Raw genomic sequence first — 25,332 nt, forward strand, 5'->3', positions numbered from 1 at the left:
TGCGCGTCAGAACTGCGCTCATTTTTACACATTAAATTCTATCATGAAAACTTTTAATAAATTTTCTAAACTGGCCCTTCTTTGTGCCACTGTAGTTGTTTTGGTATCAACATCGTGCAAAAGAAACAAAAACAATGATACTACTACGCCTGAAATTACCGGGCCTGATGTAAGCTTTTATGCATTGACTTCAAGCAACCAGTTGCTGAACATCAATGCTAAAAATCCTTCTGCCATTTTATCTCAAAAAGCAATTACCGGTTTACAGGCAAGTGAAACTATTCTCAGCATTGATTTTCGCCCGGCCACCGGCGAGCTTTATGGTGTGGGCAGCACCAGCCGGATCTATGTGATCAACACCCAGACAGGTGCGGCCCGTGCCATTGGTACCACCGCCTTTACACCTGCAATCAGCAGCACTACAATAGACATTGATTTCAATCCAACTGTTGACCGTATGCGCCTTGTTACTTCAACCGGGCAAAACTTGCGTATCAATCCTGAAACCGGAGGCGGGGTTACTACAGATGGCAGTATAAACGGCGCCGCCAACGCCAGTGTTACCGCTGTTGCATATACGCAAAACCGTGCAGGTTCAACCACTACCGCCTTGTATGATATTGATGTTAATAATGACAAACTTTATAAGCAAGACCCACCAAATGATGGTAAGCTGGTGGAAGTAGGCAACCTGGGTGTTGATGTTACTGCTACAGGCGGTTTCGACATTAATTTTGATGGTACCTCTGCGCTGGCTGCTTTAACAGTAAGCGGTAAATCCGGCCTTTACAGCATAGATTTAACTACCGGCAAGGCAGCAAAAATTGCAGGCGATATCCCTATGCCGGTGATCGGCATGGCCATTCCAACCGAAATGGTAGCTTATGCGGTGAGCGCTAATAATGAACTGGTGGTATTCAATCCTGCTGCCCCGGCGCTGGTAAATAAACCTATCACCGGTTTACAGGCAAGTGAAACCATCTTAGGGCTTGATTTCAGGCCGGCTAATGGTCAGCTATATGCCTTAGGCAGCAGCAGCCGTATTTATACGGTTAACACTTCATCGGGCGCTGCTACAGCGGTTGGCACTGCTCCGTTAACCACGCTGCTTACCGGTACAGATTTTGGGTTTGATTTTAACCCGACGGTAGACCGTATACGTGTAGTGAGCAACACCGGGCAAAACCTGCGCCTCAATCCCAATGATGGCTTGGTTGCCGCTGTTGACGGTATCTTGTCGCCCGGCACACCAGCCATTACTGCGGCAGCCTATACCAATAATTTTGCCGGCGCCACAACCACCGTGTTGTATGATATTGACACCCAAACCAGCCGCCTTTACAAGCAAGACCCGCCTAACAACGGCACGCTGGTTGAGGTAGGTGCTTTAGGGGTTACTGCTACCGCAGCCAATGGCTTTGATATCGGCAGCACCAGCGGAACGGCTTACGCTTTGCTAACTGTTGGAGGCGCTACCAAAATTTATACCATTAACCTGCAAAGCGGTGCAGCTACTGGCGGCGCCACACTTGCAGGTACTTACCGGGCATTTACACTTGGGCTGGGTTTTTAAATTATAAAAATTAGCGTTTAATTAACAAGCCGGGATATAGCAGCAACTATTCCGGCTTGTTAGATTAAGTGTTTTTCTTTGGCCGTGTAATTAAACAGCTAATAAATAGCCCCGAAATTTCAGGTGACGCATTAAAATGCAAATACCTGTACACAAAACGTATTGAATTTTAACCGCAATTTTTCATACCTACATTCATGGCAACAAAGACCTGATCGAAAAGGGCTTTGATGACGATAAGCACATGAATTATTACAAAGTGTATTTTAAAGCGGAAGAATAAACTGTTCTTCTGAATCCATATGGGTGCAGGTTATCTTAATGATGCGGCAGGGCGTTTGTTTGTCCCTTCCCTGTCCAGGCATAAACCAATAGCATGATCGCACCTGTAGTTACCGATACATCGGCCATGTTAAAAATGCCGGTGTGCATTATACCCCAGTGCATATACATAAAATCAGTAACGGAGCCGTGCGCTGCACGGTCATACAGGTTACCGATGCCGCCACCCGCCAAAAATGTTAATGCCACCATCAGCCAACGGTTTAAAGCAGGTTTAAACAGCAGGTAGGCCAGCAAGCCCAGCATAAAAGCGGCCGGTAGAACAATAAATAAAACATTATGCAACAGCCCGGTAATGTTGTGCCCCAAACTTAAAAAGGCACCTTTATTCTCAACGCTGGTAATTACAAAATGTCCGTTCAGGTATTCAAGGTTATCTTCAGCGTTTACCTGGTGCCGTATCATCGTTTTTGAAACCTGATCGCAGCCAATGTTGGCAAGCACCAGCGCCATTATGATAACCATCCGGCCTGCCTTTGTGTATTTATTATTTTTTGTTGCCATTAGTATTTAATCCATTTAACAAATTAGTTACTCCCCGCTGTAAGCTAAACGCATATAAGTTAACACTTCCTCGTTTATATCACTTTCGGCTAATAGCCTTAAGTGATGGTTGAACTGATGAGCATCACCCGGTACCTGCGCAATCTTTTGAAAGCACAGGTTATCAGGGTATGCCTGCCGAAATGGAAATACCACATGCAGAAAGCCCTTGCCAAACTGCGTTACCCAGGCGATACGACGCCGCCCGTTTGAAATGCCGATCATGGTTTTGGCGGGATGCAGGGTAATGCGGCCTTCCGTTTCAAACTGCCTTACAAACACATCATACAAATATAAAGCCTGCCCTGGTTTACCCTTCAGGAACTCATTTAGCTGCTTGTCCGTTTCGTTCACACTCATTATTGACTGCCTTAAATTACCAACTTGTTTTGGTTAAAGCAAACGATTGCAATCATCCGATTTAATTTTTGCCGCAACTGCTGTTTAGCGATAAGTGCAACTGATCACCTGCTGACAGGAATCTGTCAGTGTTCACGGGTGTTCACGGGTGTTCACACCACCGTGAACGTGAACACCTGTGAACAGCCTTATGGCTACAACAGGCCGCTGCTTGCCATTCAAAAATTTGCCTTTTATGGCCGATTATAGCATTTTATGGCTATTAATGGTAAGTAATGAGCCAAAACATAATTTTACCAAACACAACAGTTACAAACTCGGCAGTATATTTTCAATGCCCCATCGCTCCTCGATGCCCAGTCCGAACAAGGCAAAATCATATTTAACCGGGTCTTGCGGGTCAAATTCACGCAGGTGTTCGGTAAGTTCTACGGCGGTTTGCCAGTCGGTTTGCTTGCGGGTAATGAGTTTGAGTTTGCGGGCAACCCTATCTACATGCAAATCGCAGGGGCAAATCAGGTCAGCCGGACTAAGGCGGTTCCATATCCCGAAATCAACCCCATTATTATCCTTCCGCACCATCCAGCGTAAAAACATATTGAGCCGCTTGCAGGTAGATTTCTGCGATGGTGCAGATACATGCTTTTTGGTACGATGCGGAAAATCGGGCAGGGAAAAAAAATAAGAGCGGAAATATTCTAAAGAAGCTGCCCCCCGGTTCGCCCCCCGCCCCCCTAAAGGGGGAGCAGAAATCTTATCATCAAGCTTCAATTCCCCCTTTAGGGGGTCGGGGGGCAAAAACGCATCCTCCAAACTATCACACCTTTCGTAATGCTGCCGGAAGAAAGCGATGAAATATAGGGTATCAATATCGTTAAAGGTACGGTGCCTGAAGTTAAGCAGCTTCTGCAGATCCGGCTCCTTATGGTTAATGATAAAATCATAAGGAGCGCCATCCATCAGGCTGATGAGTTCGCGGCATTTTTTAATGATGGTTACCCGTTGTCCCCATGCCAGTATCGCCGCCCAAAAACCCATGATTTCGATATCCTGCTTCCGGGTAAACGAATGCGGTATTACTATCGGGTCATTCTCAATAAACTCCGGCCGGTTATATTGGGCTACTTTTTCATCGAGAAAGGATTTGAGGTCAACCATTTTTTCGAGTCAGGAGTCAAGAATCAGGGATCAAGATAGCTTATAAAACATTTATATGTCTTGTTTCCTGATTCTTAACTCTTGATTCTAATCTTAAGATAACGCTTGCTTCAAATCCTCCAGCAAATCATCAATGTCCTCTACCCCTACGCTCAGGCGCAGCAGGTTGTCGGTTACGCCGGCTTTCTCGCGGGTTTCTTTTGGAATGGAGGCGTGTGTCATGGTAGCCGGGTGGTTAATCAATGATTCTACCCCGCCTAAAGATTCAGCCAGGGTAAACACTTTGAAGTTGGAAGCCACACGGAAGGTTTCCTGCAAATCGGCATCGTTTAAGGTAATGGATATCATGCCGCCAAAATCGCGCATCTGCTTTTTGGCAATCTCATGGTTTGGCGAATCCGGAAAGCCGGGCCAGAATACATGCTTCACTTTAGGATGACCTTTTAAAAACTCAGCCACCTTGCGCCCGTTCTCACAATGCGCCTTCATGCGCAGGTGCAGGGTTTTGATGCCGCGTAGCACCAAAAAGCTGTCCATTGGCCCCGGCGTGGCACCACAGGAATTGTAGATGAACCATAGGCGCTGATACAATTCCTCATCGTTCATTACCAGCGCACCCATTACCACATCCGAGTGGCCACCAATGTATTTGGTTACGGAATGCATTACCACATCGGCCCCCATATCCATCGGGTTTTGCAGGTAAGGTGAAGCAAAGGTATTATCCACCACCAGCATCAGGTTCTTTTCCTTGCTGATTTTGGATACGGCCTCAATATCCACCACCTGCATGGTAGGGTTTGTAGGTGTTTCAATCCAAACCATCTTGGTGTTTTCGTTTACATAATCGTAAATAATGGCCGGGTCAGATAAATCCAGAAAATGAAACTTAATACCGTAGTTGGCAAAAATCTTGGTGAAGATACGGTATGAGCCGCCATACAAATCATTACCGGTAATTACTTCATCGCCGGGCAGCAGCAGTTTCATCACCGCATCGGTAGCACCCATGCCGCTTGAAAACGCCAATCCGTATTTAGCATTCTCTAAGGCAGCCAGGCAATCTTCCAGCGCCTTGCGGGTGGGATTGGTACCGCGTGAGTATTCATAGCCCTTATTATCACCGGGCGAAGCCTGCCAGTAGGTGGAGGTCTGGTATATAGGCGTCATCACTGCGCCGGTGGTCGGGTCGGGCTCCTGCCCTGCATGTATAGCTTTAGTTGCGAATTTCATGTTTGGTGCACTGCCCCCAACCCCCTAAAGGGGGAGCATTATAAAATTCATTCCTTTAGGGAAGGACAACAAATAATTCCTGCTCCCCTTTAGGGGGTTGGGGGCGACTAATACGCCCGTGCAAATAACACCCTTTCCTTTGAAGGCTTACCAGTTAAAATACAGATCCCTTCTTCCTGCGGGTTATTTAAAGGTATACAACGAATGGTTGCCTTGGTTTCGTCTTTGATGCGCTGTTCAGTTTCGGCAGTGCCGTCCCAGTGCGCCAATAAGAAACCAGGCTTTTCATCTAACAAACGCTTAAACTCTTGATAATCGTCTACTTTCGTAGTATTCTGTTCATTAAAGGCAAAAGCTTTCTGATATATGCTATTCTGTATCTGCTCCAGTAACTGCTCTATGTGAGCCGCTAAACCTTCCTGTGGTACGGTTTCTTTAGTACGGTTATCGCGGCGGGCCAGTTCTACGGTGCCGTTCTGCATATCACGGCTGCCGATGGCAACACGCAACGGTACCCCTTTCAGTTCGTATTCGGCAAACTTAAAACCGGGGCGCTGCGTGTCACGGTCGTCAAATTTTACAGAAATGCCTTTGGCTTTCAATTCGCTGCTCAATTGGTTTACAAAAATGCGAATGTTCGCCAGTTCCTCATCATGTTTATAAATAGGCACAACCACTACCTGTATAGGCGCCAGTTTAGGCGGCAGCACCAGGCCGGCATTATCAGAGTGTGACATGATGAGCGCACCCATCAGCCGGGTGGAAACGCCCCACGAGGTAGCCCATACATAATCCAGCTTACCCTCCTTGTTGGAAAACTTTACATCAAACGCCTTCGCAAAATTCTGCCCTAAAAAGTGCGAGGTACCTGATTGCAGCGCTTTGCCGTCCTGCATCAGCGCTTCAATGGTAAAGGTGTCCAATGCACCGGCAAAACGCTCGTTAGGGGTTTTACGGCCTTTTACCACGGGTACTGCCAGCCAGTTCTCCACAAAATCGGCATATACTTCCAGCATTTGCTCGGCCTCCGCAATAGCTTCTTCTGATGTGGCGTGGGCGGTATGCCCTTCCTGCCATAAAAATTCGCTGGTGCGCAGGAACAGGCGGGTGCGCATTTCCCAGCGCACTACGTTGGCCCACTGGTTAATCAGCAATGGCAGGTCGCGGTACGATTGTATCCAGCCCTTATAGGTATTCCAGATGATGGTTTCCGACGTTGGCCTTACAATCAATTCTTCCTCTAATTTTGCGTCTTCATCTACAACAATTTGCCCGTTCTCATCGTTCTTTAAGCGATAGTGTGTTACTACCGCACATTCTTTTGCAAAGCCTTCCACATGGCTGGCTTCTTTAGAGAAAAAGGATTTTGGTATAAACAGCGGAAAATAGGCATTGCTGTGCCCGGTATCTTTAAACATCTTGTCCAGCACGGCCTGCATTTTTTCCCAGATGGAGTACCCATAAGGTTTAATAATCATGCAGCCCCTAACCGGCGAATATTCGGCTAAATCGGCTTTTATGACCAATTCATTAAACCATTGTGAGTAATCTTCGTCCTTACTGATAATCCCCTTGCTCATATATAAATGTGGAATAGATTCTGTCTGTTAAAGTGTGTATTATTGCTGCCAAATTTATAAATTTAATAGCGAATTGAACTTGTACAATTTATCCCTATATATTCAATGAGAAAACATATACTTTCAGGAATCCTGATGATAGGTGCACTTGCGCTGGGTTCCTGCTCTACCGCCAAGCTGGCGGCCAGTAACGCATCAGATGATGATGTATACTACACCAAAGCAAAGGCCGGCGACAGGCCAACCTATGCGCAACAACCAGCCTACCGGCCTGATCGTGAAAACGAATACGCTGACGTAACGCCGGACAATGAGGATGAGTATTACTATGATGATAGTTACTCTGCCCGTATCAACCGTTTTGGCTACGCATCACCTTTTGGCTATTATGACGATTATTATTACAATTCCTATGGCTATGCGCCCTATGGCGGCTATGGCTACGGAGGTTTCGGTTCAGGTTACGGCGGTTATGGCTACGGGCCATATGGCTACGGCGGTTTAGGCTATGGATACGGCCTGGGCGGCTATTATGGCGGTTTTGGCGGTTTTGGTTTCGGGCTTGGCTATGGGTTTGGCTACGGCGGCTTTGGTTACGGGGGCTTTTATGGCGGCTACCCTTACGGCTATGGCGGCTATGGTTACGGCGGTGGTTATGGAGGCTGGGGTGCTTACTCTGCCTACCGCAGCAATCCCCGCCCGTATTTAGGCTCAGGTATTGGTTTCCGGAACGGGGTACCTGCAGGCCGCAATGGTGCAACCGGTGTTTATGGCGGCAGGCCGACCTATAGCGGCCGTAATGTATATGGCGGCGGCCGGCCTGATGTTTATGGCGGTGGCAGAAGCAGCTACGGCGGCGGCAGGCCAAGTGTTTATGGAGGACGGCAATCAACCAGCAGTGGCTATGCCCGCCCGCAGCAAAGCTTCGACTCACAGCGTCAGTCAACCGCTCAACCACGTTATACCCCTCCTCCTGCACAAAGCAGCGGCTCTTTTGGCGGCGGGGGCGGCTTCAGCGGCGGCCGTTCAGGCGGCGGTGGTGGACGTTCGGGCGGCGGCAGACCATAACTTTAACCTTATCTACAGTATTATATGAAAATGAAATATATTTTAGGCGTGCTTGCTATAGTAGCATGTACACAACATACCTATGCACAGTATGCGCAGGATGGTATACGCTTTTCCAATACGCAAACCGGCTCTACCTCGCGTATAAAAGCTATCGGCAATGCAGGCACTGCAGTAGGTGGCGATTTAAGCAATATTACCGGCAACCCGGCGGGCCTTGGCTTTTTTACACGTTCCGAATTAAGCATTACACCTGAGTATAACGGCACCAATACCAAGTCTTTATTTAACGGTGCAAATACCAGCGACAATAAGAACCAGTTTAACCTGAATAATGCCTCTATCTTATTTTATTCGCAATTGAGTAAAGGCAGAAATGAAGACAAAAACAAAGGCTGGCTAAGTTTAAATTTTGGTGTTAATTATGCCCGTACAAAAAATTATTATGATAACTCCTACTCCGCAGGCCGCAATGCAGCCAGCGGAAGTTCAGTAGCAGATTATTTTTCGGAACGTGCACAAAATTTTAACTACTCAAACGGCGCCGGCCAGTTCGTGCTCGATCAGGGCAGTTTAGAGCAGGGTGCTGTTAACCAGGGCCTTATCAGCCAAACCGGCATTAGTCCGGATAAAAGCTACGCATACTATTCGCCAAATACCAATATTGGTCCTAACCAGGTGTACGCTACTTCTCATACCGGGGGACAAGCTGATTACGGCTTCGCCATCGGCGCCAATTACAGCAACAAACTTTATCTGGGTTTAGGGATAAACTTTGCCGATATCAGATATAACAGCGCATCATTACTTTCAGAAAACGGCACATTTGATGCTACAGTTGTATCCGCCGGTAGTTATAATACATCGTACCGTGTTGATCAGGCTACCCGTGGTACCGGTTTCAATGCAAGGTTGGGTTTAATTTACAAACCGGTAGAGGCTGTACGCTTAGGCGCTACCTTTACCAGCCCTACCTGGTATAATATTGATGATGTAACTTCAGAAAGCCTGGGTACTAACGGGCGCACAAGTGCACAGCAGGATTACTCGGTAAACTATAATTTGCGCACGCCATTAAAAGTGGCCGGCGGCCTGGCGGTATTTATTCAGCAATACGGTTTTATTACCGGTGATGTTGAGTATGTGGATTATAAAAGCACCCATTTCACCAGCAATGATTATGATGTAAGCAACGATAATGCCGACATTAAAGACTTTTACCGCTCTACCGTAAATGCACATGTAGGTGCAGAGGCACGTTTAACACCAGCTTTCTATCTGCGTGGCGGCTACGGCATACAGGGCAGCCCGCAAAAGAATCTAGAAACTACATTTAAAACGGCAAGCGGTGGTTTGGGTTATCGTTTCGGAGATTACTATATTGATGCTACCTACTCGCACTCCAATGGTACTATCTACACACAGCCTTACCTGCTTAGCGCAAGTTATTTAAACAGCAGTGGTGTTAGTTTAAGTAATCCTTACATAGATTTAAAGCGTACCTACAATAACGTTTTTCTGACATTAGGTGCAAGATTTTAATACTGTGGAAACACGATGAAAATAGAAAGCCCTTTGCTTAGACAGCAAGGGGCTTTCTATTTTACTGGGAAAAAATTACTGAAACGATTCATTTAAGAAAGCCCGCAGCATCCATACGTTCTTTTGCTGAAACTGCATAAAGCGGTTCACCATATCGTTGGTGCCATCATCATCTGCATCTTCGGTAATTTTTAAAATTCCCTGTTCTAAAATGATCAGCTGGTTCATATCATCCAGCAATGCCTTTACCATATCATTTTCATTCATCCCAATGGTATTCACTTCTTTAATGATCGAGGTTTGAATATAATCATTAAAGGTGCTGAACGGCGCTTTGCCCAAGGTAAGTACACGTTCGGCAAGCTCGTCAATAGTGGTAAATGCTTCGGTGTATAATTCCTCAAATTTTACATGCAGGGTAAAGAAGTGATGGCCTCTCACATTCCAGTGGCAGCCACGGATTTTTTGATAATGAATATGGTAATTAGCCAGCAGTTCGTTGAGATGGTCAACCACCGGTTTTACGTCAATTTGTTCTAATGATTCTGTAGTGTTCATGGTATTGTAATATATGAACCTTTAACAGCCCCCTGTATCAAGTGTTTGTGCAAAAGGTTACTTTTATAACCTAATACTATCATCCTGAAACAAATTTATGACCGAAATTAAGTTGCATATTGCTGAGTATTTTGATGCGCCCGTATGGCGAATGGAAATTGATGCCATCAGGAACTTACTGTTTTTAGAAATAAGAGATATTGAAACCCGGGAAGTAAGCTTTTCATCAATCGATCTTAACACTGCTGAAACTTACTTCAGGGGCCTAAAAAATGATGAACGTTGGTTAACGGGAATTGAAGCTGCTTTCGGTGGGGTATTACTTATACATTATTACGAAACCGGTAGTAGTCCTGCCCATAAAGGTATGGCGGCCATTAATGGCATAACAGGCCGGGTGCTGTGGAACAATTACAACTACAGTTTTGATCATCTTACCATAAACGGCCCTGTATTGTTTGACGCCCGTATGCAGCCGCGCCGCTTTTTAACTATAGATGTAAACACCGGCTTACCCGTTAAAAATGATGATACCGCTACAAGCCAATCAGCAGGAAATCACATCCGGTTACCGGAAGCAATATCAGTTTCTGCCTTAAGTGAACTGGACTTCCTCAGCGTTATCCCCTATGGAAATATTGTTCAGCACCTTGATTACAACAATTACAGAATTGTATCTTTGCACACCCAATGGGCAGGGCAGCTGAGGCAGCTGCTTTATATTTTTGAGAACGGAAAACCTGTGTTTGAAGATTTATTAAATGCCGATATACAAAAAATGCAGCCCGAGGCGTTTGTGATGTATAAGCACCAATTAATTTATTTGAAAAACAGAACCGAAGTACAGGTTTTAAACTTGTAAGGCTGCATTTAAACCGCATGAAATTAAACTCCCTGTTGATTATAATTCCGTCAATCATTTGGTGTGCAGGCGCTTTAGCGGCACCCGTAACTGATTCTGTTAGCGTTGAGAATCTGGACGGAAAGAAACTGATACTTCACAAGCTGGATCCTAAAGACAATTACTATTCTATCGGCCGCAGGTACAACGTAAAACCGGCTGCAATTATTCAATACAACAATAATGCGTTATTACATGTAGGCCAGATAATTAAAGTGCCTACTGATGTTTCCTTTTTACAATCATCCGCTCCGCCACCGGAGGCAGCATCAACGCCCGGCCGGCACTTACCTACCCATATTGTGTACAGGCCGGGGCAGCAAGCCGAGCCGGGGCAGAATACCGCACCCGGCGAAACCCAGCAGTATAAAGTATCGCCGGGCGAAACCCTGTTTGCAATTGCCAAGCGCTTTAACACAACGGTGGATGAGTTGATCAGGCTGAATGATCTGAAATCGAACAACCTGGTTCCTGGCCGCATATTGCTGGTACCTACCGAAGCCGCTACATCTGTACAACCACCGCCGGTTAATACGGCTCAAACCCATGCAAATGAAGTGGCCGTACGTGATACTACAAACGTTGCAGTTACCGACAGTTCCGGCACCGAGCGCCGTTACCCGGCCAACCGCTATGGTTTATTTGAAAAGAATGAAAAAGGCGTGGCTACGTGGATGGACGATGCAGGCTTCGACCCGAATAAAAAACTGGTTCTGCACCGTACCGCTCCCATTGGCACCATTATTAAAATTACTAACCCCATGACCAGCCGCACTGTATTTGCAAAGGTAGTAGGCCGGTTCACTGATAATGCCAACACGCATGACGTGGTAGTGGTAATGACTAAAAATGCAGCAGAATCTATCGGTGCGCTTGATAAGCGCTTCCGTGTAAACATCAGCTACGGTATCCCTGAATGAAGAAGCCTTACATTATCGGTATCGCCGGCGGCAGCGGCTCGGGCAAAACTTTTTTTTTGAAATGTTTTTTAGAGCATTTTAAGGCAGAGGAAGTATGCCTGGTATCGCAGGATGATTACTATTTTCCGGTGGCTGATGGTATGACGGCAGAAGAAAACAAAATGTATAATTTTGATTTGCCAAGTACTATTGACCGTGACCACTTTGAGCAGGATATTGAAAGCCTGGTTAACTGGCAGCCCATTACCAAAAAAGAATACACTTTTAACAACCCCTATGCCAAACCTAAGTTTCTGGAAATTAAGCCTGCGCCGATCTTGATTATTGAAGGGCTTTTTATATTGCACTTCAAAAAAATAGCCGAACAGCTGGATTTGAAGATTTTTATTGACACTGATGAAGAGGTTGCTTTACAGCGCCGGTTAAAACGGGATTTTCAGGAACGCGGCTATTCTCATGATGATGCTATGTATAAGTGGATAAACCATGTGGTACCAGCTTATAAAGAGTACTTACTGCCTTACCGGGAGGTATGTGATAAAGTAGTTACCAATAATACGCATGTGGCCCAGGATATCATTAAAATAACTGATGGAATATCAGCAGACCTGCGCCAGAGTGTTCTGAACTGAAAATACAGTATCAGGCTGGCAGCTACATCATTTCTTTATCCTGCTTTTCATGCCACGTTTTGTAGGCTAAGTAAAACAATAGTATAGCCGGAACGAAATAAAGAACTATACTGCTCTGTATAGCAGGGTATTGTATGTAAATCCGGTATGCTGCAAGTAATAAGGCAACCAAAGCAGCCAAGAGGTACAGGTAAAAAAACTTATATGCCATAAACCATCAACATATAAACCGTCGATTTGATTTTACCAGGTGAAAAGCCGGCATCCCTCGTTACTAAGCGGCAGTGAGCGGACCTGTTAATGAACCTAATTTGTCTGCTAAAATGTTTATAAGCACAAACGCCGGAGTGAACCGGCGTTTAATTATTTACTCATTTGTCTTTTTAAATACTACGGCACCAAGCGGCGGTACGGTAATCTGCACCGAGTAGTCGCGCCCGTGCCATTGTTCCGGCTCAGCAGTTACAGGCAACGGGTTATCTACCCCGCTTCCCCAATAATGGTTGTTATCAGAATTATAAATTTCCTGCCAGTTACCCTGCCCCGGCGCACCTATGCGATAGTTATAATACACGTTAGGCGTCATGTTCAGCACCACAAGCAGGTCATTGGCGGCATCCAATCCCTTACGGGTGAAAGCCAGTATGGAATCATCAGCATTACCGCCATCAATCCAATCGAAGCCTGCGGCATCAAATTGTTTTTCATATAAGGCCGGTTCAGTACGGTATAAGCGGTTTAACGCTTTTACCGTTTCCTTTATACCCTGATGGTTGCCGTATTCAAGCGCCCACCAATCCAACGATTTGCCAAAATCCCATTCCTCGCCCTGGCCAAATTCGGCTCCCATAAACAGTAGCTTTGTACCGGGGTGGGTAAACATGTAACTATAAAGCAGGCGCAGATTGGCAAAACGCTGCCATTCATCACCCGGCATCTTATTCAGCATTGAGCCTTTACCATATACCACCTCATCATGCGAATAAGGCAGCATAAAGTTTTCAGTAAATGTATACAGCAAGCTAAAGGTAATCTCGCTGTGATGATGTTTACGATGTATTGGGTCGAGCTTAAAGTAGTTAAGGCTGTCGTGCATCCAGCCCATCATCCATTTCATGCCAAAACCCAAACCGCCACTATACACGGGCCGGCTTACGCCGCCAAAGGAAGTAGATTCTTCGGCAATGGTTTGTACGTCCGGAAAATGGCTGTATACAGCCATATTAAATTCTTTTAAAAATTCAATAGCCTCCAAATTCTCATTTCCGCCATTGATGTTCGGCTCCCACTCACCTGCATTACGGGAATAATCCAGGTACAGCATTGAGGCTACGGCATCAACCCGCAGGGCATCTACATGGTAGCGGCTAAGCCAGAACAACGCATTGCTGATCAAAAAAGCTTTTACCTCGTTGCGCCCGTAATTAAAGATGTAGGATTTCCAGTCAGGGTGAAAGCCCTTGCTGGGCGAAGCATGCTCATACAGGTGCGTACCGTCAAAGTTGTATAAGCCATGCGCATCACCGGGAAAGTGAGACGGCACCCAATCCATAATTACCCCTATACCTGCCTGGTGCAGACGCTCAATCAGGTACATCAATTGCTGCGGTGTGCCGTAGCGCGATGAAGCAGCATAATACCCTGTTATCTGATAACCCCAGCTTGGATAATAAGGATGCTCCATTAGTGGCATGAACTCCACATGGGTAAAGCCCATTTCTTTAATATAAGGCACCAGCCGGTCGGCTATCTGGTCATAGGTATAAAAGTCATTCGGACTTTCATTATTCCTCGCCCACGAGCCCAAGTGCATCTCATAAACAGAAAATGGCTTGTCCAGCGCATTATACACATAACGGTTAATCATCCACTGCTGGTCCTGCCATTCGTAGTAGGTATCGCCAATAATGGAAGCTGTACGTGGCGGCTCTTCCCAGCGCAGTGCAAAAGGATCGGCTTTTTGCAGTATTTCCCCCGTGTTTGAACTAATGTAATATTTATATACTTCGCCATTGCCTACATCCGGAATAAAACCCTCCCAAATACCTGAGCCATCCCAGCGGTTGTACAGCGCATTAGACCCTTCGCCCCAACCATTGAAGTTGCCGATTACGGCAACATATTGCGCATTAGGCGCCCATACGGCAAAATAAGTACCTATTATGCCCTCATGTGTAACCACATGCGAACCTAACTTTTCATACAGATTGTAATGACGGCCTGCCTTAAAGAGATATATATCATATTCGGTAAAGTTACTGTAGGGTTCAACAGCCTGCAGATTGTGCCGTGCCTGTGAGAAATGCAGTAACTCGGCAGATAAAGCGCTTTCATTAACCTGCGTACCTTTGTCAAAAGCTTCGGGTTCGGGCTTTGGCGCTTTTTTAGTGCGTTGTGGCTTGGCTGTACTTATGACTGCATCCTGCGGTTCGGGCAAATCAGTACCTGATGCTTTTGCTTTGGCCGGCCTTTTAGTTTTCACCGGCTTGTCTTCAGGAAAGGCCGCCGGCTGATTCACAGACTCGTTGCCGAGCTTTGCCTCCTTTATCTTTGCCTCCTTTATCTTTGGCTTAACCGCTTTTACCGGCTTGCTTTCCGGAAAAGGCTCATCTACTTTTAGATCAGACAGCGCTTCGCTTTCGCTTGTAACGGGTGACAGGATCGGCTCCTGTGGTGCAGATTCAGCTTGTGGGGTCTTGGTTTTTTTGGCCATAACAAGTAGATGATGGTATTTACAATTAAGGCCGCACCGGTAAGGTGCAGGTAATGGATTAACATTACCTATGCCCTGTTGTTTTTCAGATAGCAAGGTAGTGATATAATGTAAGATATACAGCTATATGATAACATTAGCCTGCGCACATGATAGATGTTCGCATGAGCTGAAATTGCATTTACAGGGAGAAATAAATAAGTCCAAAAAGTGTCAACCCACCATTTTTATAACTTATTTATTATCAATAAAGTATAAACTTATTTTCTTGATTATATAAACCTTTTTAAACCCTTTTTGAACTAACAGAAATGTACATCCGGCTACTTAAATATGCTGTTGCAAAGCGGAGGCACTTCATCCTCACTCAGACAATATCATCCGGATACTTATACCGGTTTATACTAAAAACGGGCAACGGTGTTGCGTACACTCATTGCCCGTTCCAGTTCAGCGCATATCAAATACGGTAGTATTGAACACTATTTTAGCACTTCAATCTGCTTGAAATTTTTTGTAAACCTAAAGTCCACTACACCTTCGCGGTTAATTGTAAAGTGTACCAACTCTTTTCCGTTGATCACAATTTTAGATGGCTTATAAGGTAAACCGGCAATGTTGAAATGATAATTGTCATACCGGGGTGTATATAAGCCTTCGGAGGTTTGCTGTATTATAAAACTTCCGGCCTTGCTGCCATCGGCTATAAATTTCTTTTCCAAATAAATGTCCTGCTCATAAGCAAAGGTTTCGCCATAATCTTCAAACATGTAGGATTTCACTTCGCCATTCGTATAGTATATATTGAGCTTAACTTCTTCAATTTCCTTTTCGCCTACATACTGCATGACCGCGTATTCAGGTATCACCGAACCAGCTTTTACAAAAATCGGAATGTTTTCAAGTGGGGTAAGCACTTCAACTTCTTTGCCGCCTTCTACCAGTTCATTGGTCCAGAAATTAAACCAGTTGCCGGTTGGAAGGTACACACGCCTGCTCATTTGCCCCGGTTCCATCACCGGGCAAACTAGTATCTTGTCGCCATAAGTAAATTCATCTTGCCTGCCCTGGTTCATCACCACTTCCTGCTCCTGCATAATTACTGAACGCAAAATGGGGAACCCATAGCGATGGTGCTCCCAAAACACCGAATAAAAATAGGGCAGCAAGCGGTATCTTAATTCTATGAAATTGCGGATGATAGTGGTATAAGGCTCGCCGTAACTCCAGGGCTCACGCTCCTTGGTATCACCAGCCGAGTGCGCACGCATAAAAGGAGAAAAGGTACCCATCTGTATCCACCTGGTAAACAATTCGCTGTCGGCGTTACCACTGAACCCGCCAATATCAGTACCGCAAAAAGATATGCCCGACATAGATAGCCGCTGGCATTGCAGATTGCCCAAACGCAAATGCTCCCAAGAAGCAATGTTATCCCCGGTCCATACACAGGCATAACGCTGAACGCCCGAGTAGCCGGCACGGGTAATGGTAAAGGGGCGCTTGTTCTTCATCAGTTTACGCATGCCTTCGTAAGTAGCGCGCACCATTTGCATGCCGTATACATTATGCGCCTTACGGTGCGACCCCCGGAAACCATCAAACTGATGACGCACATCATCCGGGAAGGTACCCGAACCAAAAACAGCCGGTTCGTTCATGTCATTCCATACGCCTGTAACGCCCTGTTCCATTAACTCAGTAAATAAACTGCCCCACCAGGTGCGTACTTCGGGGTTGGTAAAATCCGGAAACTGGCAACGGCCCGGCCACACATGGCCTTCCATATAATAATCATCGCTCCGGCGGCAAAAATAGTGCTTGGATTTTCCTTCTTTAAACACCCAGTAATTATCATCAACGCGTATACCCGGATCAACAATAACCAGTGTTTTGAACCCTTTTTCGGCAATTTCGCCAATCATACGTTTGGGGTCGGGAAAATACTTTTTATTCCAGGTAAAGCAGCGGTAGCCATCCATGTAATCAATATCCAGATGAATACAATCACACGGAATTTGGTTCTCCCTGAATTTTGCAGTAATCATTTTCACCTTAGATTCAGGGTAGTAACTGAACCGACACTGATGGTAGCCCAGCGCCCACATGGGCGGCATGGCATGGGTTCCGGTTAGTAAAGCATACCGCTTCACTACGTCCATCATGTGCGGCCCATGTATATAATAGTACTGCAGCTCACCGCCGTCTGACCAGAAGCTGGTTTTATTATGGCTCTCGCCGCCAAAATCAAAATAATTTCTGAAGGTATTATCGAAAAAAATGCCATGAGCAATACCCTTGTCTAAACTGATATAGAAGGGTATGCTACGATATAAAGGATCTTGCCCCCAAGCATAAGAATAGGCATCTGTATTCCAGTTTTTTAATCTTTTTCCACGCAGGTTAAGGTCTGTGGCTTTGTCACCCAAGCCATAAAACGCTTCTTCCGGCTGGCAAACCTTGGTGCCAAATACATAGTAACCGCCAAACTGCACATTCTCCTCCCAGTGCATCGGTTCAGCATCCATATTGGTAATATGATTATCCTGGTCTGAAAAAGATATAAAAAAATCCTTTTTGCTGATATGGCAATTCACTTTGGGTGTAGTGATACGGTATTCCTGTTCACTTTCCGTTAGTATCGCTTCTCCCTTGTATTGAGGCAGGTTGGGTACCGCATAAGAAAATTCTTCCAGGAAAACACCATGAGGAGCCAACCGTACCCGGATAATTTCCTCAGATACCACCAAAATTTCCACCCTGGCATCACCATCACTGATGTAAAAACGGTTTTTGCTGCGTTCAATCTCTGCGGGGGCGCCCAGGTATTTTTTAACTATAGGCTTAAGATTTGCAGTAGGGTTATTAATATGCCGAAACTCTTCTTCGGCCTCCTCTTTTATCTTGTCCGTTTCAACGTCTTTCTCAGCCTCCTTTTTCTGTAAAACCTTGCTGGTTATAAGTTCCGGGTTTAATTCAGAATTCAATATATCTTCTTCCATTTAAACTAATGATTAGGAGTGTGCAAGATAGTTATCCTGCATGGATGTGGAAAACAACCATCTTTTTATAATAACTTCAACAATTGCGCCACTTGACAAAAAACCTTCCACTAAACGCTGCTTTTGATGCGGACATCGGTATCATCCTGCACATATAATACTGAAACCGCTGCGCAAAACATAAATATTCCCGCCAGTACAAGTGCGTAGATAGCGTGGTTATGGTAAAAATATTTCACAACCATACCGCTTATTATACCATTTATAATTTGAGGAATGGTGATAAAGAAATTGAAGATACCCATATAAACACCCATTTTCTGCGCAGGTATAGAGCCGGATAAAATGGCATAAGGCATAGCCAGTATGCTGCCCCAGGCCAACCCAACGCCCACCATACTTACAACAAGCATATCCGGATTTTGAATAAAGAACATAGACATATACCCAATTCCACCTGCTATTAACGAAAGTGCATGTGCCATTTTACGGCTGGTAGCGCGTGCAAGTGCAGGCAAAATCATGGCATATAAAGCCGCTACACCATTGTACACACCAAACAAAAAGCCTACCTGGTCGCCGGCCTGGTTGAACAGCCTAGACGAATGATCATTAAGCGGCACATGATATACATGATCAGCTATGGCAGGTGAGGTATACACCCACATAGAGAACAGCGCAAACCACGAGAAGAACTGTACCAAACCCAACTGCCGCATGGTTCTGGGCATATTTGCCAGATCTTGAAAGATTTCACTTAATCCGCCGCCGGAATGTTCGCTGACGTTATTGTTTGTATGGAAACGTGCATATTCTTCCGGTGAGTATTCCTTGGTTTTGATTACTGTCCATAAGATGGTTAGCAGCAGAATAACAGCGCCAATATAAAACGAGTACAGCACATTAGCCGGAATGTGCCCCTTATCTGCAGTATTGGGTACATGTAGATATTCGTTCAGTAGTTTTGGAAGTACCGAACCCACTACGGCACCAACACCAATAAGAAACGTTTGCACCGAAAAGCCCGCACTGCGCTGACTGTCTGGCAAATTATCGCCTACCAGCGCCCGAAAGGGTTCCATAGCCACATTAATGGAGGCATCTGTAATCATCAGCATACTTGCCCCCACTACCAGCGGCGGTATAAAGGCAGCAAGCAGGCCGGCGTTAGGCAAAAAGAATAAAGCGATGGCTGTAAGAATTGCGCCGGTAATAAAATAGGGCTTGCGGCGGCCTAAACTATTCCAGGTGCGATCACTGTAATGGCCTATAATGGGTTGTACAATAATGCCGGTAATTGGCGCTGCCAGCCAGAACCATGATAAATGTTCTATATCGGCGCCAAAGGTTTGCAGTATACGGCTGGCATTACCATTTTGTAGTGCCAGCCCAAATTGTATACCTAAAAAGCCGAAACTCATATTCCAGATCTGCCAAAAATTCAATCGTGGCTTTTGCGTAATTACGGGTTTGGTTTCCATAATGTAATATCAGGTTTATTAATCACACATCGTATTTGCCCCTGTTTTTACAGGCTAACAGGGAATGTTTTATAATTGGTATTTTCAAGAGCATACAATAATAGCATTTAACTGCAAAATATAAGCGATTCACCATCCACAAAGTTGACCGCTATTAAAGCAAAAAAGCGCCCCATATATAAGTGCGCTTTTTAAATTTTAAAGATAATTTCAGGTTTATACAATTTGATTTACTTCTGCGGCCAAAGCTTGCAGCCATTTATCGAACAGGCGGGTTTCAATTTCAACAGCTTTATCTGCATGGCGTTTCCAGTCAGGCGAAAAATGCTGCAATTGATTCAGCATTTCTTCTAAATGGCCTTCTTCTTCTAATATTATAGACTTTACATTTACCTTACTGCCCGAGGCTGTCAGCACATCCTGATATATCGGATATAATTCATCAGCACGTACCTCAATGGCATAAGTAACCAATAAATAAGCGCCAAAGCGCAGCTCCTTGCCTTGCAGCCCAAGCTCATTTTTCAAATAACGGCAGACTTCAACATCTAATTGATTAAGATACTGCTTACTGTTGGCAGATGCTACTAAATATTCAGGGGCATAAGTTGGACAGTCAGTTGTATCCAATTTTTCTAATTGCTTTTTTAAGTAAAAAGCATGGCGGTGCTCTTCTGCTGCATGTTTTAAAATAATATAGGTAACCGTTAGCGGATCTTCACAAGCCGATATTTTACGTGCACCGGTGTTTTCCATTAATGACAGGGTATTGAGCCAACGGGCATGCAGCCGGTTGTCGGTAACAATAGCAGTTAAAATAGATTGCAATTCCATAATCAAAGTATTTCGAGCGCCTGCTCGATTTTGCTGTAAATATAATGGAGCTGCGCATCGGTTATGCAATATGGTGGTAAAATATACAACACGTTACCCAACGGACGCAGGATAATACCCTCTGCTAAAAAATATTCGTAAAGTTTATCGCGCAGGTTGCTGAAATAAGAAGTTTGGCTATCTGTTTTCCATTCCATTGCCAGAATAGTACCGGTTTGCCTTACGGCTTTCAGTTTAGGATGATGCTGTATCTTTAAGCGAAACTGATCGTGCTGACGGATAATGCGCTCAATGTTTTGCGTGGTATCCGGCTCTAAAAACAAATCCATACTGGCTAATGCGGCCGCACAGGCTACCGGATTGGCGGTAAAGGAATGCCCGTGAAATAAAGTCTTATGCCGGTCGTCAGACAAAAAAGCATCATAAATGTGCTGAGTACAGGTGGTTACGCCCAAAGCCATTGTTCCACCGGTAAGTCCTTTGGAAAAACACATTATATCAGGTTGTGCGCTCATCCAATCGGTAGCGAAACGCTTACCGGTGCGGCCAAAGCCGGTAAAAACTTCATCGGCTATGGTAAACACCTGCTCGGCCCGGCAGTGCTGTAAAAGTTCGTCTAAATACTGCGCCTTATACATCAGCATTCCACCCGAGCCTTGTACCAATGGCTCATATATGAAACAAGCCAGGTCATGCTTCAGGTTTGTGATTTGAGATTTGAGGCTTGAGATATTGTCAGCATCAGGCAAATCAATAAACTCTACCTCAAACAGCATAGCATTAAACGGTGCGGTAAATGCACTGCGGCCGCTTACAGCCATAGCGCCAAAGGTATCGCCATGATAAGCGTTATTTAAAGCCAGCATTTTGGTACGCGGCTGCCCGGCATTACTCCAATACTGCAGGCACATCTTCAAGGCTACTTCTACTGCTGTAGAACCGTTATCAGAATAAAAAACTTTAGCCTGGTTACCGGGTAATAAGGCTAATAACCGTTCGGCCAGTTCTATTGCAGCGGGATGGGTGAATCCTGCAAAAATTACATGTTCAAGCTGCTGTAACTGTTCAGCCACTTTACGGGCAATATAAGGGTGCGCATGTCCGTGTATATTTACCCACCAGGAAGATACCGCATCAATATAGGCTTTTCCGTCCTCGTCAAATAACAATGCGCCTTCGCCACGCACAATAGGCACCGGCGGCCGGGCTGTTTGCATTTGGGTATAAGGGTGCCAGATAACTTGTAAATCGCGTTCAATTAAGCTCATTTGTGCTGTACTAATAGTGCTGCTACGTGCTGATCAATTGGAAAGGTAAGCTGTTCGGGCTTAAGTTCAGTCAGCTTTACCCACCTGAACGACTGCAGCCCTTCCCCCTCTCCTTCAAAATCAAATGGTTTGGTTTTAAAATTCAGCTTCAGTGGCTCTAAACTTTTTACGATGTAATAGATACTAATAATTTGTGAGTCGTTAAAAGCGGATTTTACAAAGAAATCGGTAGTGTACAGGTGACTGATCACTTCTACCTTCGCATTACATTCTTCCATAAATTCACGCTTTAATCCATCGCTTGTACCCTCGCCATACTCCAGGCCACCACCGGGAAACTTAGTAAAGCGGTATCCGTATTCCTGCTCATCACTGATAAGTACCTGCTGCTGATTAATCAGCACCCCGTATACACGCACATTAAATTTATACATTATTCAAAGTGCTTTTTATTGCGGGTTACATTTTCCATGGTCCATTCAATTTCTATCCGCCTTGCCTCCGAACGGATGGGGCAATTAGGCATACTGCAATAGTGGCAGCATTCGGGCAGGCACGGGTCGGTATGAATAAACAGTTCGGTTTGTACGCCTCCATGTGCATTTATCAGCTTATCTACCAGGGCCACCTCTTCGTGCACCCGGTTCAGGTCAAAGTAGTTGGGCAGGGTCATATGGCAGTCAATGTGCAACTCGGCACCATATTTTTGCGCCCGCAGGTTATGTACATCAATCCATTCTTCTTTACGTTGCTTGTTCAGTACATCTACCAAATTCTTCACCACATCAAAATCAGCCTCATCCATCAATCCGGCTATAGATTTACGTAACAGCTGGTATCCTGTCCATACAATGTATAAACCCACCACTATGGATAGCGTACTATCCAACCATATAATATTTGTAAAATAGATTAGAAACAAACCGGCCATCAAACCGCCGCTGGTTACCATATCGGTAAGCAGGTGCCGGCCATCGGCTTCGAGCGTAATGGAGTGCAGTTTCTTTCCCTGGTTAATCATATACCATCCTAATATCCCGTTTATAGCCCCGGTAGCACCAATGATGACAGCACCAAGCACCAGCTCCTTTACCGGATTGGGATGGAAAAGGGTATAAGTTGATTTAAAAAGGATGGCAACACCTGCAATAGTGATCAGCGCTCCCTCGATGAAAACAGAAAAATACTCGATTTTGCCATGCCCGTAAGGGTGATTTTCATCCCGCGGCCTTGAAGACAGGTAAATACTAAAAAACGCAAATGCGCTGGCTACCACATTTACGATACTTTCGGCTGCATCTGTAAGTACAAAATTGGATGCAGTAATAAAGTAGGCCCCAAATTTAGCCAGCATAAGTATAACGCTGGCAATTAAGGCAATAATGATGATCCTGCGTTTTTCCTGCACGGCGATAATTTGAAGACAAATTTAGCATTATGCCCCTTAAATAGCGGCAAAGTTATTTTCTATATTTGCCTGTATAACTATATTCTATCAGCATGAGCATACTGAGCAACCGTATCAATAACCTTACTGAGTCGCAAACGATGAAAATGAACAAGCTGGCCCGCGAACTGGCAGCTAAAGGCGTCGATGTGATTAGCTTAAGTTTAGGTGAACCTGATTTTCATACTCCCGGTCACATTAAGGAGGCGGCCAAACAGGCGATGGATGAAAATTACACTTATTACACACCGGTAGCGGGTTACCCCGACTTACGTAAAGCTGTTGCCCATAAATTATCAGAAGAAAACCATTTGGATTATGATGCCAGCCAGATTGTGGTATCTACCGGTGCCAAGCAAGCGCTGGCCAATGCAGTGCTTTGTTTGGTTAATCCCGGCGAAGAAGTGATTATCCCTACACCTTACTGGGTTTCCTATTCAGAAATTGTAAAACTGGCCGAAGGCAAGAGTGTATTTATCAATACTACCGTTGAGCAAAATTTTAAAATCACCCCACAGCAGTTAGAGGAAGCTATTACACCGCTAACAAAGCTGTTTATGTTTTCATCGCCTTGCAACCCTACAGGCAGTGTATATAGCAAGGCAGAATTGCAGGGACTGGCCGAAGTGTTTGAGCGCTACCCGCAGATTTATATTATCTCCGATGAAATTTATGAACATATCAATTTTGTAGACAGCCATGAATCGATTGCTCAGTTCGATGCCATAAAGGAGCGCGTAATTGTAATCAATGGCTTTTCGAAAGCGTATGCTATGACGGGATGGCGTATCGGCTATTCCGCCAGCAACAAGGAATTAGCTACGGCAATTGATAAACTGCAGGGACAAATTACTTCGGCTACCTGCTCCATTACCCAACGTGCGGGTGTGGCGGCATATTCAGGAGGCCTGGAGAGCGTTTTGCAAATGCGTGATGCCTTTAAACGCCGCCGCGACCTGGTTTATGGCTTATTAAAAGATATTGACGGATTAAAAGTAAACTTACCTGACGGGGCGTTTTACTTTTTCCCGGATGTTACTTCCTACTTTGGTAAAAGCTACAATGGCAAAGTGATTAATGATGCCGATGAACTGAGCTTGTTTTTGTTAGAGGAAGGCCATGTGGCGGTAGTTGGCGGCGATAGCTTTGGCGACCGGAAATCGATACGTTTGTCTTATGCAGCCGCTGATGAAAAGTTGATTGAGGCGATGAACCGTATAAAAGGTGCATTGGCAAAACTGCAGTAAGTGCTTTAACAATAACCATACAGCAACGGCCCGGCAAAATGCCGGGCCGTTGCTGTATAAAGTTAATTGTATTGATTACAATCCAAAACCATAAGCTATGCGCAAAGCAGCTATACCGTAATTATTGTTTTGGCCCGAAAAGTTCTCATAACGTGCACCGATGTCAACATTTTTGAAAGAGTAGCCTAATCCTGGAGCTAAGATCAATTTAGTGTCTTTGCTACCATCAGCACGGGCATAAACGTCGCGGGTTTCAAAGCCTGCACCTACTTCACCGCTCAGATAAAAACCATCAGCTAAGTAACCTTTAATACCAGCTTTAACCGGAACAATGCCAACAGAAGGATATTTCAGATCACTGTAACCCGGAGCAACTTTTTGACCGAAAGCATTATAATAACCAGCAGTTAGCATCAGAGCAACATTTTGGTTTACACCATATTGTAAACGTGCGGTACCACCAATACCAACGTTAGAAACTGTTCTTAAATTACCGGTAGGAACAAAGCCTTCTACGCCAATACCAAACCGTAACTGGTTAGCAGGCGTAGTGGATTGTGCCTTTACCTGAGTGCCGAACAATGATGCTGCAGCTATACCGGCAACAGCAAAAATTTTAGTCATTTTTTTCATAATCGTGTTTTCTATGTTAAGTGTTGAACAGCATTATATCTGTTCACAGCCCTCTGTACAAACTAAAAGCCACAGATTAGTGCCTTAATATAATTTAACGGTTTATGAAACCATCATGACATTTTAAATTCAAATTTAAGTCAACACTATTTAATTAAATTTCTATAAATCAACTATATATTAAAAGTTATGACCTATAATTTTTAGTTATAAACATACAGTATTTGTATTTTCTGTTTTAAACACTCAATTAGTTTAAAACAGAATATTGTACCTATAAATAGAAAACGTGTGTCC

General features: G+C 44.8%; 21 protein-coding genes. 7 read left to right on the forward strand and 14 right to left on the reverse strand.

The genetic code is table 11. The features are described 5' to 3' along the window. Positions 1-43: 43 nt before the first annotated feature. On the forward strand, positions 44-1,573 hold the full coding sequence (locus ACY652_RS18280; protein WP_462265826.1) for a DUF4394 domain-containing protein: 1,530 nt from the start codon (positions 44-46) through the stop codon (positions 1,571-1,573). Between the two features lie 318 nt (positions 1,574-1,891). Here ACY652_RS18280 and lspA read toward each other — a convergent pair whose 3' ends face one another. From lspA to proS, 5 genes are all read right to left on the reverse strand, one after another. Beyond that, positions 1,892-2,419 (reverse strand): signal peptidase II, encoded by a 528-nt coding sequence (lspA, locus tag ACY652_RS18285; RefSeq protein ID WP_462265827.1) that lies wholly within the window; start codon positions 2,417-2,419, stop codon positions 1,892-1,894. Positions 2,420-2,446: 27 nt separating this feature from the next. Further along, a complete protein-coding gene (locus ACY652_RS18290) occupies positions 2,447-2,818 on the reverse strand; it encodes a hypothetical protein (protein WP_462265828.1) in 372 nt (123 codons plus the stop codon). Between the two features lie 309 nt (positions 2,819-3,127). After that, entirely contained in the window at positions 3,128-3,976 is an 849-nt protein-coding gene (locus ACY652_RS18295; RefSeq protein ID WP_462265829.1) for a TIGR02757 family protein, read from the reverse strand. Positions 3,977-4,069: 93 nt separating this feature from the next. After that, positions 4,070-5,209: a cystathionine gamma-synthase gene (locus ACY652_RS18300; protein WP_462265830.1), complete on the reverse strand. Its 1,140-nt coding sequence runs from the start codon at positions 5,207-5,209 to the stop codon at positions 4,070-4,072. A 107-nt stretch (positions 5,210-5,316) separates the two neighbouring features. Beyond that, positions 5,317-6,789 (reverse strand): proline--tRNA ligase, encoded by a 1,473-nt coding sequence (gene proS, locus ACY652_RS18305; RefSeq protein ID WP_462265831.1) that lies wholly within the window; start codon positions 6,787-6,789, stop codon positions 5,317-5,319. Positions 6,790-6,894: 105 nt separating this feature from the next. Here proS and ACY652_RS18310 point away from each other — a divergent pair, with 105 nt between their 5' ends. Continuing rightward, a complete protein-coding gene (locus tag ACY652_RS18310) occupies positions 6,895-7,857 on the forward strand; it encodes a hypothetical protein (protein WP_462265832.1) in 963 nt (320 codons plus the stop codon). 24 nt (positions 7,858-7,881) lie between these two features. Next, on the forward strand, positions 7,882-9,399 hold the full coding sequence (locus ACY652_RS18315; protein ID WP_462265833.1) for an OmpP1/FadL family transporter: 1,518 nt from the start codon (positions 7,882-7,884) through the stop codon (positions 9,397-9,399). 75 nt (positions 9,400-9,474) lie between these two features. On the opposite strand, the gene ACY652_RS18320 is transcribed toward ACY652_RS18315, so the two are convergent. After that, complete coding sequence (locus tag ACY652_RS18320) at positions 9,475-9,957, reverse strand: Dps family protein (protein ID WP_462265834.1); 483 nt, start codon at positions 9,955-9,957, stop codon at positions 9,475-9,477. Between the two features lie 97 nt (positions 9,958-10,054). Here ACY652_RS18320 and ACY652_RS18325 point away from each other — a divergent pair, with 97 nt between their 5' ends. From ACY652_RS18325 to ACY652_RS18335, 3 genes are read left to right on the forward strand one after another with little or no spacing between them, the layout of a single operon-like run. Beyond that, a complete protein-coding gene (locus tag ACY652_RS18325; protein ID WP_462265835.1) occupies positions 10,055-10,819 on the forward strand; it encodes a DUF4905 domain-containing protein in 765 nt (254 codons plus the stop codon). Between the two features lie 17 nt (positions 10,820-10,836). After that, positions 10,837-11,778 carry a DPBB and LysM peptidoglycan-binding domain-containing protein gene (locus tag ACY652_RS18330; protein ID WP_462265836.1) on the forward strand — a complete coding sequence of 314 codons (942 nt, stop codon included), beginning with the start codon at positions 10,837-10,839 and terminating at the stop codon, positions 11,776-11,778. Continuing rightward, positions 11,775-12,410: a uridine kinase family protein gene (locus ACY652_RS18335; RefSeq protein ID WP_462265837.1), complete on the forward strand. Its 636-nt coding sequence runs from the start codon at positions 11,775-11,777 to the stop codon at positions 12,408-12,410. The genes ACY652_RS18330 and ACY652_RS18335 overlap by 4 nt, the downstream gene beginning before the upstream one ends. A 367-nt stretch (positions 12,411-12,777) precedes the next feature. On the opposite strand, the gene glgB is transcribed toward ACY652_RS18335, so the two are convergent. The 7 genes from glgB to ACY652_RS18370 all read right to left on the reverse strand — a co-directional run bounded on the left by glgB (position 12,778) and on the right by ACY652_RS18370 (position 23,116). Beyond that, positions 12,778-15,123: a 1,4-alpha-glucan branching protein GlgB gene (gene glgB, locus ACY652_RS18340; protein ID WP_462265838.1), complete on the reverse strand. Its 2,346-nt coding sequence runs from the start codon at positions 15,121-15,123 to the stop codon at positions 12,778-12,780. Positions 15,124-15,605: 482 nt separating this feature from the next. Then, positions 15,606-18,125, reverse strand: coding sequence for a glycoside hydrolase family 31 protein (locus tag ACY652_RS18345; protein ID WP_462265839.1), 2,520 nt, complete (start codon positions 18,123-18,125; stop codon positions 15,606-15,608). A 110-nt stretch (positions 18,126-18,235) separates the two neighbouring features. Further along, entirely contained in the window at positions 18,236-19,606 is a 1,371-nt protein-coding gene (locus ACY652_RS18350; protein WP_462265840.1) for an MFS transporter, read from the reverse strand. Positions 19,607-19,822: 216 nt separating this feature from the next. Then, entirely contained in the window at positions 19,823-20,440 is a 618-nt protein-coding gene (locus tag ACY652_RS18355) for a hypothetical protein (RefSeq protein WP_462265841.1), read from the reverse strand. Between the two features lie 2 nt (positions 20,441-20,442). After that, a complete protein-coding gene (gene bioA, locus ACY652_RS18360; protein ID WP_462265842.1) occupies positions 20,443-21,708 on the reverse strand; it encodes an adenosylmethionine--8-amino-7-oxononanoate transaminase in 1,266 nt (421 codons plus the stop codon). Beyond that, the gene (locus tag ACY652_RS18365; RefSeq protein ID WP_462265843.1) at positions 21,705-22,142 is read right to left on the reverse strand and encodes an NUDIX domain-containing protein; all 438 of its coding nucleotides are present in this window, start codon (positions 22,140-22,142) and stop codon (positions 21,705-21,707) included. The genes bioA and ACY652_RS18365 overlap by 4 nt, the downstream gene beginning before the upstream one ends. Beyond that, on the reverse strand, positions 22,142-23,116 hold the full coding sequence (locus ACY652_RS18370; RefSeq protein ID WP_462265844.1) for a cation diffusion facilitator family transporter: 975 nt from the start codon (positions 23,114-23,116) through the stop codon (positions 22,142-22,144). Before ACY652_RS18370 ends, ACY652_RS18365 begins: the two co-directional genes overlap by 1 nt. A gap of 92 nt (positions 23,117-23,208) precedes the next feature. Between ACY652_RS18370 and ACY652_RS18375 the strand changes: the two genes are divergently transcribed. Continuing rightward, positions 23,209-24,402 carry a pyridoxal phosphate-dependent aminotransferase gene (locus ACY652_RS18375; protein ID WP_462265845.1) on the forward strand — a complete coding sequence of 398 codons (1,194 nt, stop codon included), beginning with the start codon at positions 23,209-23,211 and terminating at the stop codon, positions 24,400-24,402. 75 nt (positions 24,403-24,477) lie between these two features. Here the strand turns inward: ACY652_RS18375 and ACY652_RS18380 are convergent, their stop codons facing one another. Beyond that, positions 24,478-25,026, reverse strand: coding sequence for a hypothetical protein (locus tag ACY652_RS18380; protein ID WP_462265846.1), 549 nt, complete (start codon positions 25,024-25,026; stop codon positions 24,478-24,480). Between the last annotated feature and the right edge of the window lie 306 nt (positions 25,027-25,332).

The organism is Mucilaginibacter sp. (assembly GCF_965200995.1).
Lineage (GTDB): Bacteria > Bacteroidota > Bacteroidia > Sphingobacteriales > Sphingobacteriaceae > Mucilaginibacter.

Coding starts and splice junctions, on each gene's coding strand:
- ACY652_RS18300 (WP_462265830.1), bottom strand. CDS start 5,209: ATGAAATTCGCAACTAAAGCTATACATGCAGGGCAGGAGCCCGACCCG.
- ACY652_RS18380 (WP_462265846.1), bottom strand. CDS start 25,026: ATGACTAAAATTTTTGCTGTTGCCGGTATAGCTGCAGCATCATTGTTC.
- ACY652_RS18315 (WP_462265833.1), top strand. CDS start 7,882: ATGAAAATGAAATATATTTTAGGCGTGCTTGCTATAGTAGCATGTACA.
- ACY652_RS18350 (WP_462265840.1), bottom strand. CDS start 19,606: ATGGAAACCAAACCCGTAATTACGCAAAAGCCACGATTGAATTTTTGG.
- ACY652_RS18345 (WP_462265839.1), bottom strand. CDS start 18,125: ATGGAAGAAGATATATTGAATTCTGAATTAAACCCGGAACTTATAACC.
- ACY652_RS18330 (WP_462265836.1), top strand. CDS start 10,837: ATGAAATTAAACTCCCTGTTGATTATAATTCCGTCAATCATTTGGTGT.
- ACY652_RS18295 (WP_462265829.1), bottom strand. CDS start 3,976: ATGGTTGACCTCAAATCCTTTCTCGATGAAAAAGTAGCCCAATATAAC.
- ACY652_RS18320 (WP_462265834.1), bottom strand. CDS start 9,957: ATGAACACTACAGAATCATTAGAACAAATTGACGTAAAACCGGTGGTT.
- ACY652_RS18335 (WP_462265837.1), top strand. CDS start 11,775: ATGAAGAAGCCTTACATTATCGGTATCGCCGGCGGCAGCGGCTCGGGC.
- bioA (WP_462265842.1), bottom strand. CDS start 21,708: ATGAGCTTAATTGAACGCGATTTACAAGTTATCTGGCACCCTTATACC.
- ACY652_RS18310 (WP_462265832.1), top strand. CDS start 6,895: ATGAGAAAACATATACTTTCAGGAATCCTGATGATAGGTGCACTTGCG.
- ACY652_RS18365 (WP_462265843.1), bottom strand. CDS start 22,142: ATGTATAAATTTAATGTGCGTGTATACGGGGTGCTGATTAATCAGCAG.
- ACY652_RS18290 (WP_462265828.1), bottom strand. CDS start 2,818: ATGAGTGTGAACGAAACGGACAAGCAGCTAAATGAGTTCCTGAAGGGT.
- glgB (WP_462265838.1), bottom strand. CDS start 15,123: ATGGCCAAAAAAACCAAGACCCCACAAGCTGAATCTGCACCACAGGAG.
- ACY652_RS18325 (WP_462265835.1), top strand. CDS start 10,055: ATGACCGAAATTAAGTTGCATATTGCTGAGTATTTTGATGCGCCCGTA.
- proS (WP_462265831.1), bottom strand. CDS start 6,789: ATGAGCAAGGGGATTATCAGTAAGGACGAAGATTACTCACAATGGTTT.
- ACY652_RS18375 (WP_462265845.1), top strand. CDS start 23,209: ATGAGCATACTGAGCAACCGTATCAATAACCTTACTGAGTCGCAAACG.
- ACY652_RS18355 (WP_462265841.1), bottom strand. CDS start 20,440: ATGGAATTGCAATCTATTTTAACTGCTATTGTTACCGACAACCGGCTG.
- lspA (WP_462265827.1), bottom strand. CDS start 2,419: ATGGCAACAAAAAATAATAAATACACAAAGGCAGGCCGGATGGTTATC.
- ACY652_RS18280 (WP_462265826.1), top strand. CDS start 44: ATGAAAACTTTTAATAAATTTTCTAAACTGGCCCTTCTTTGTGCCACT.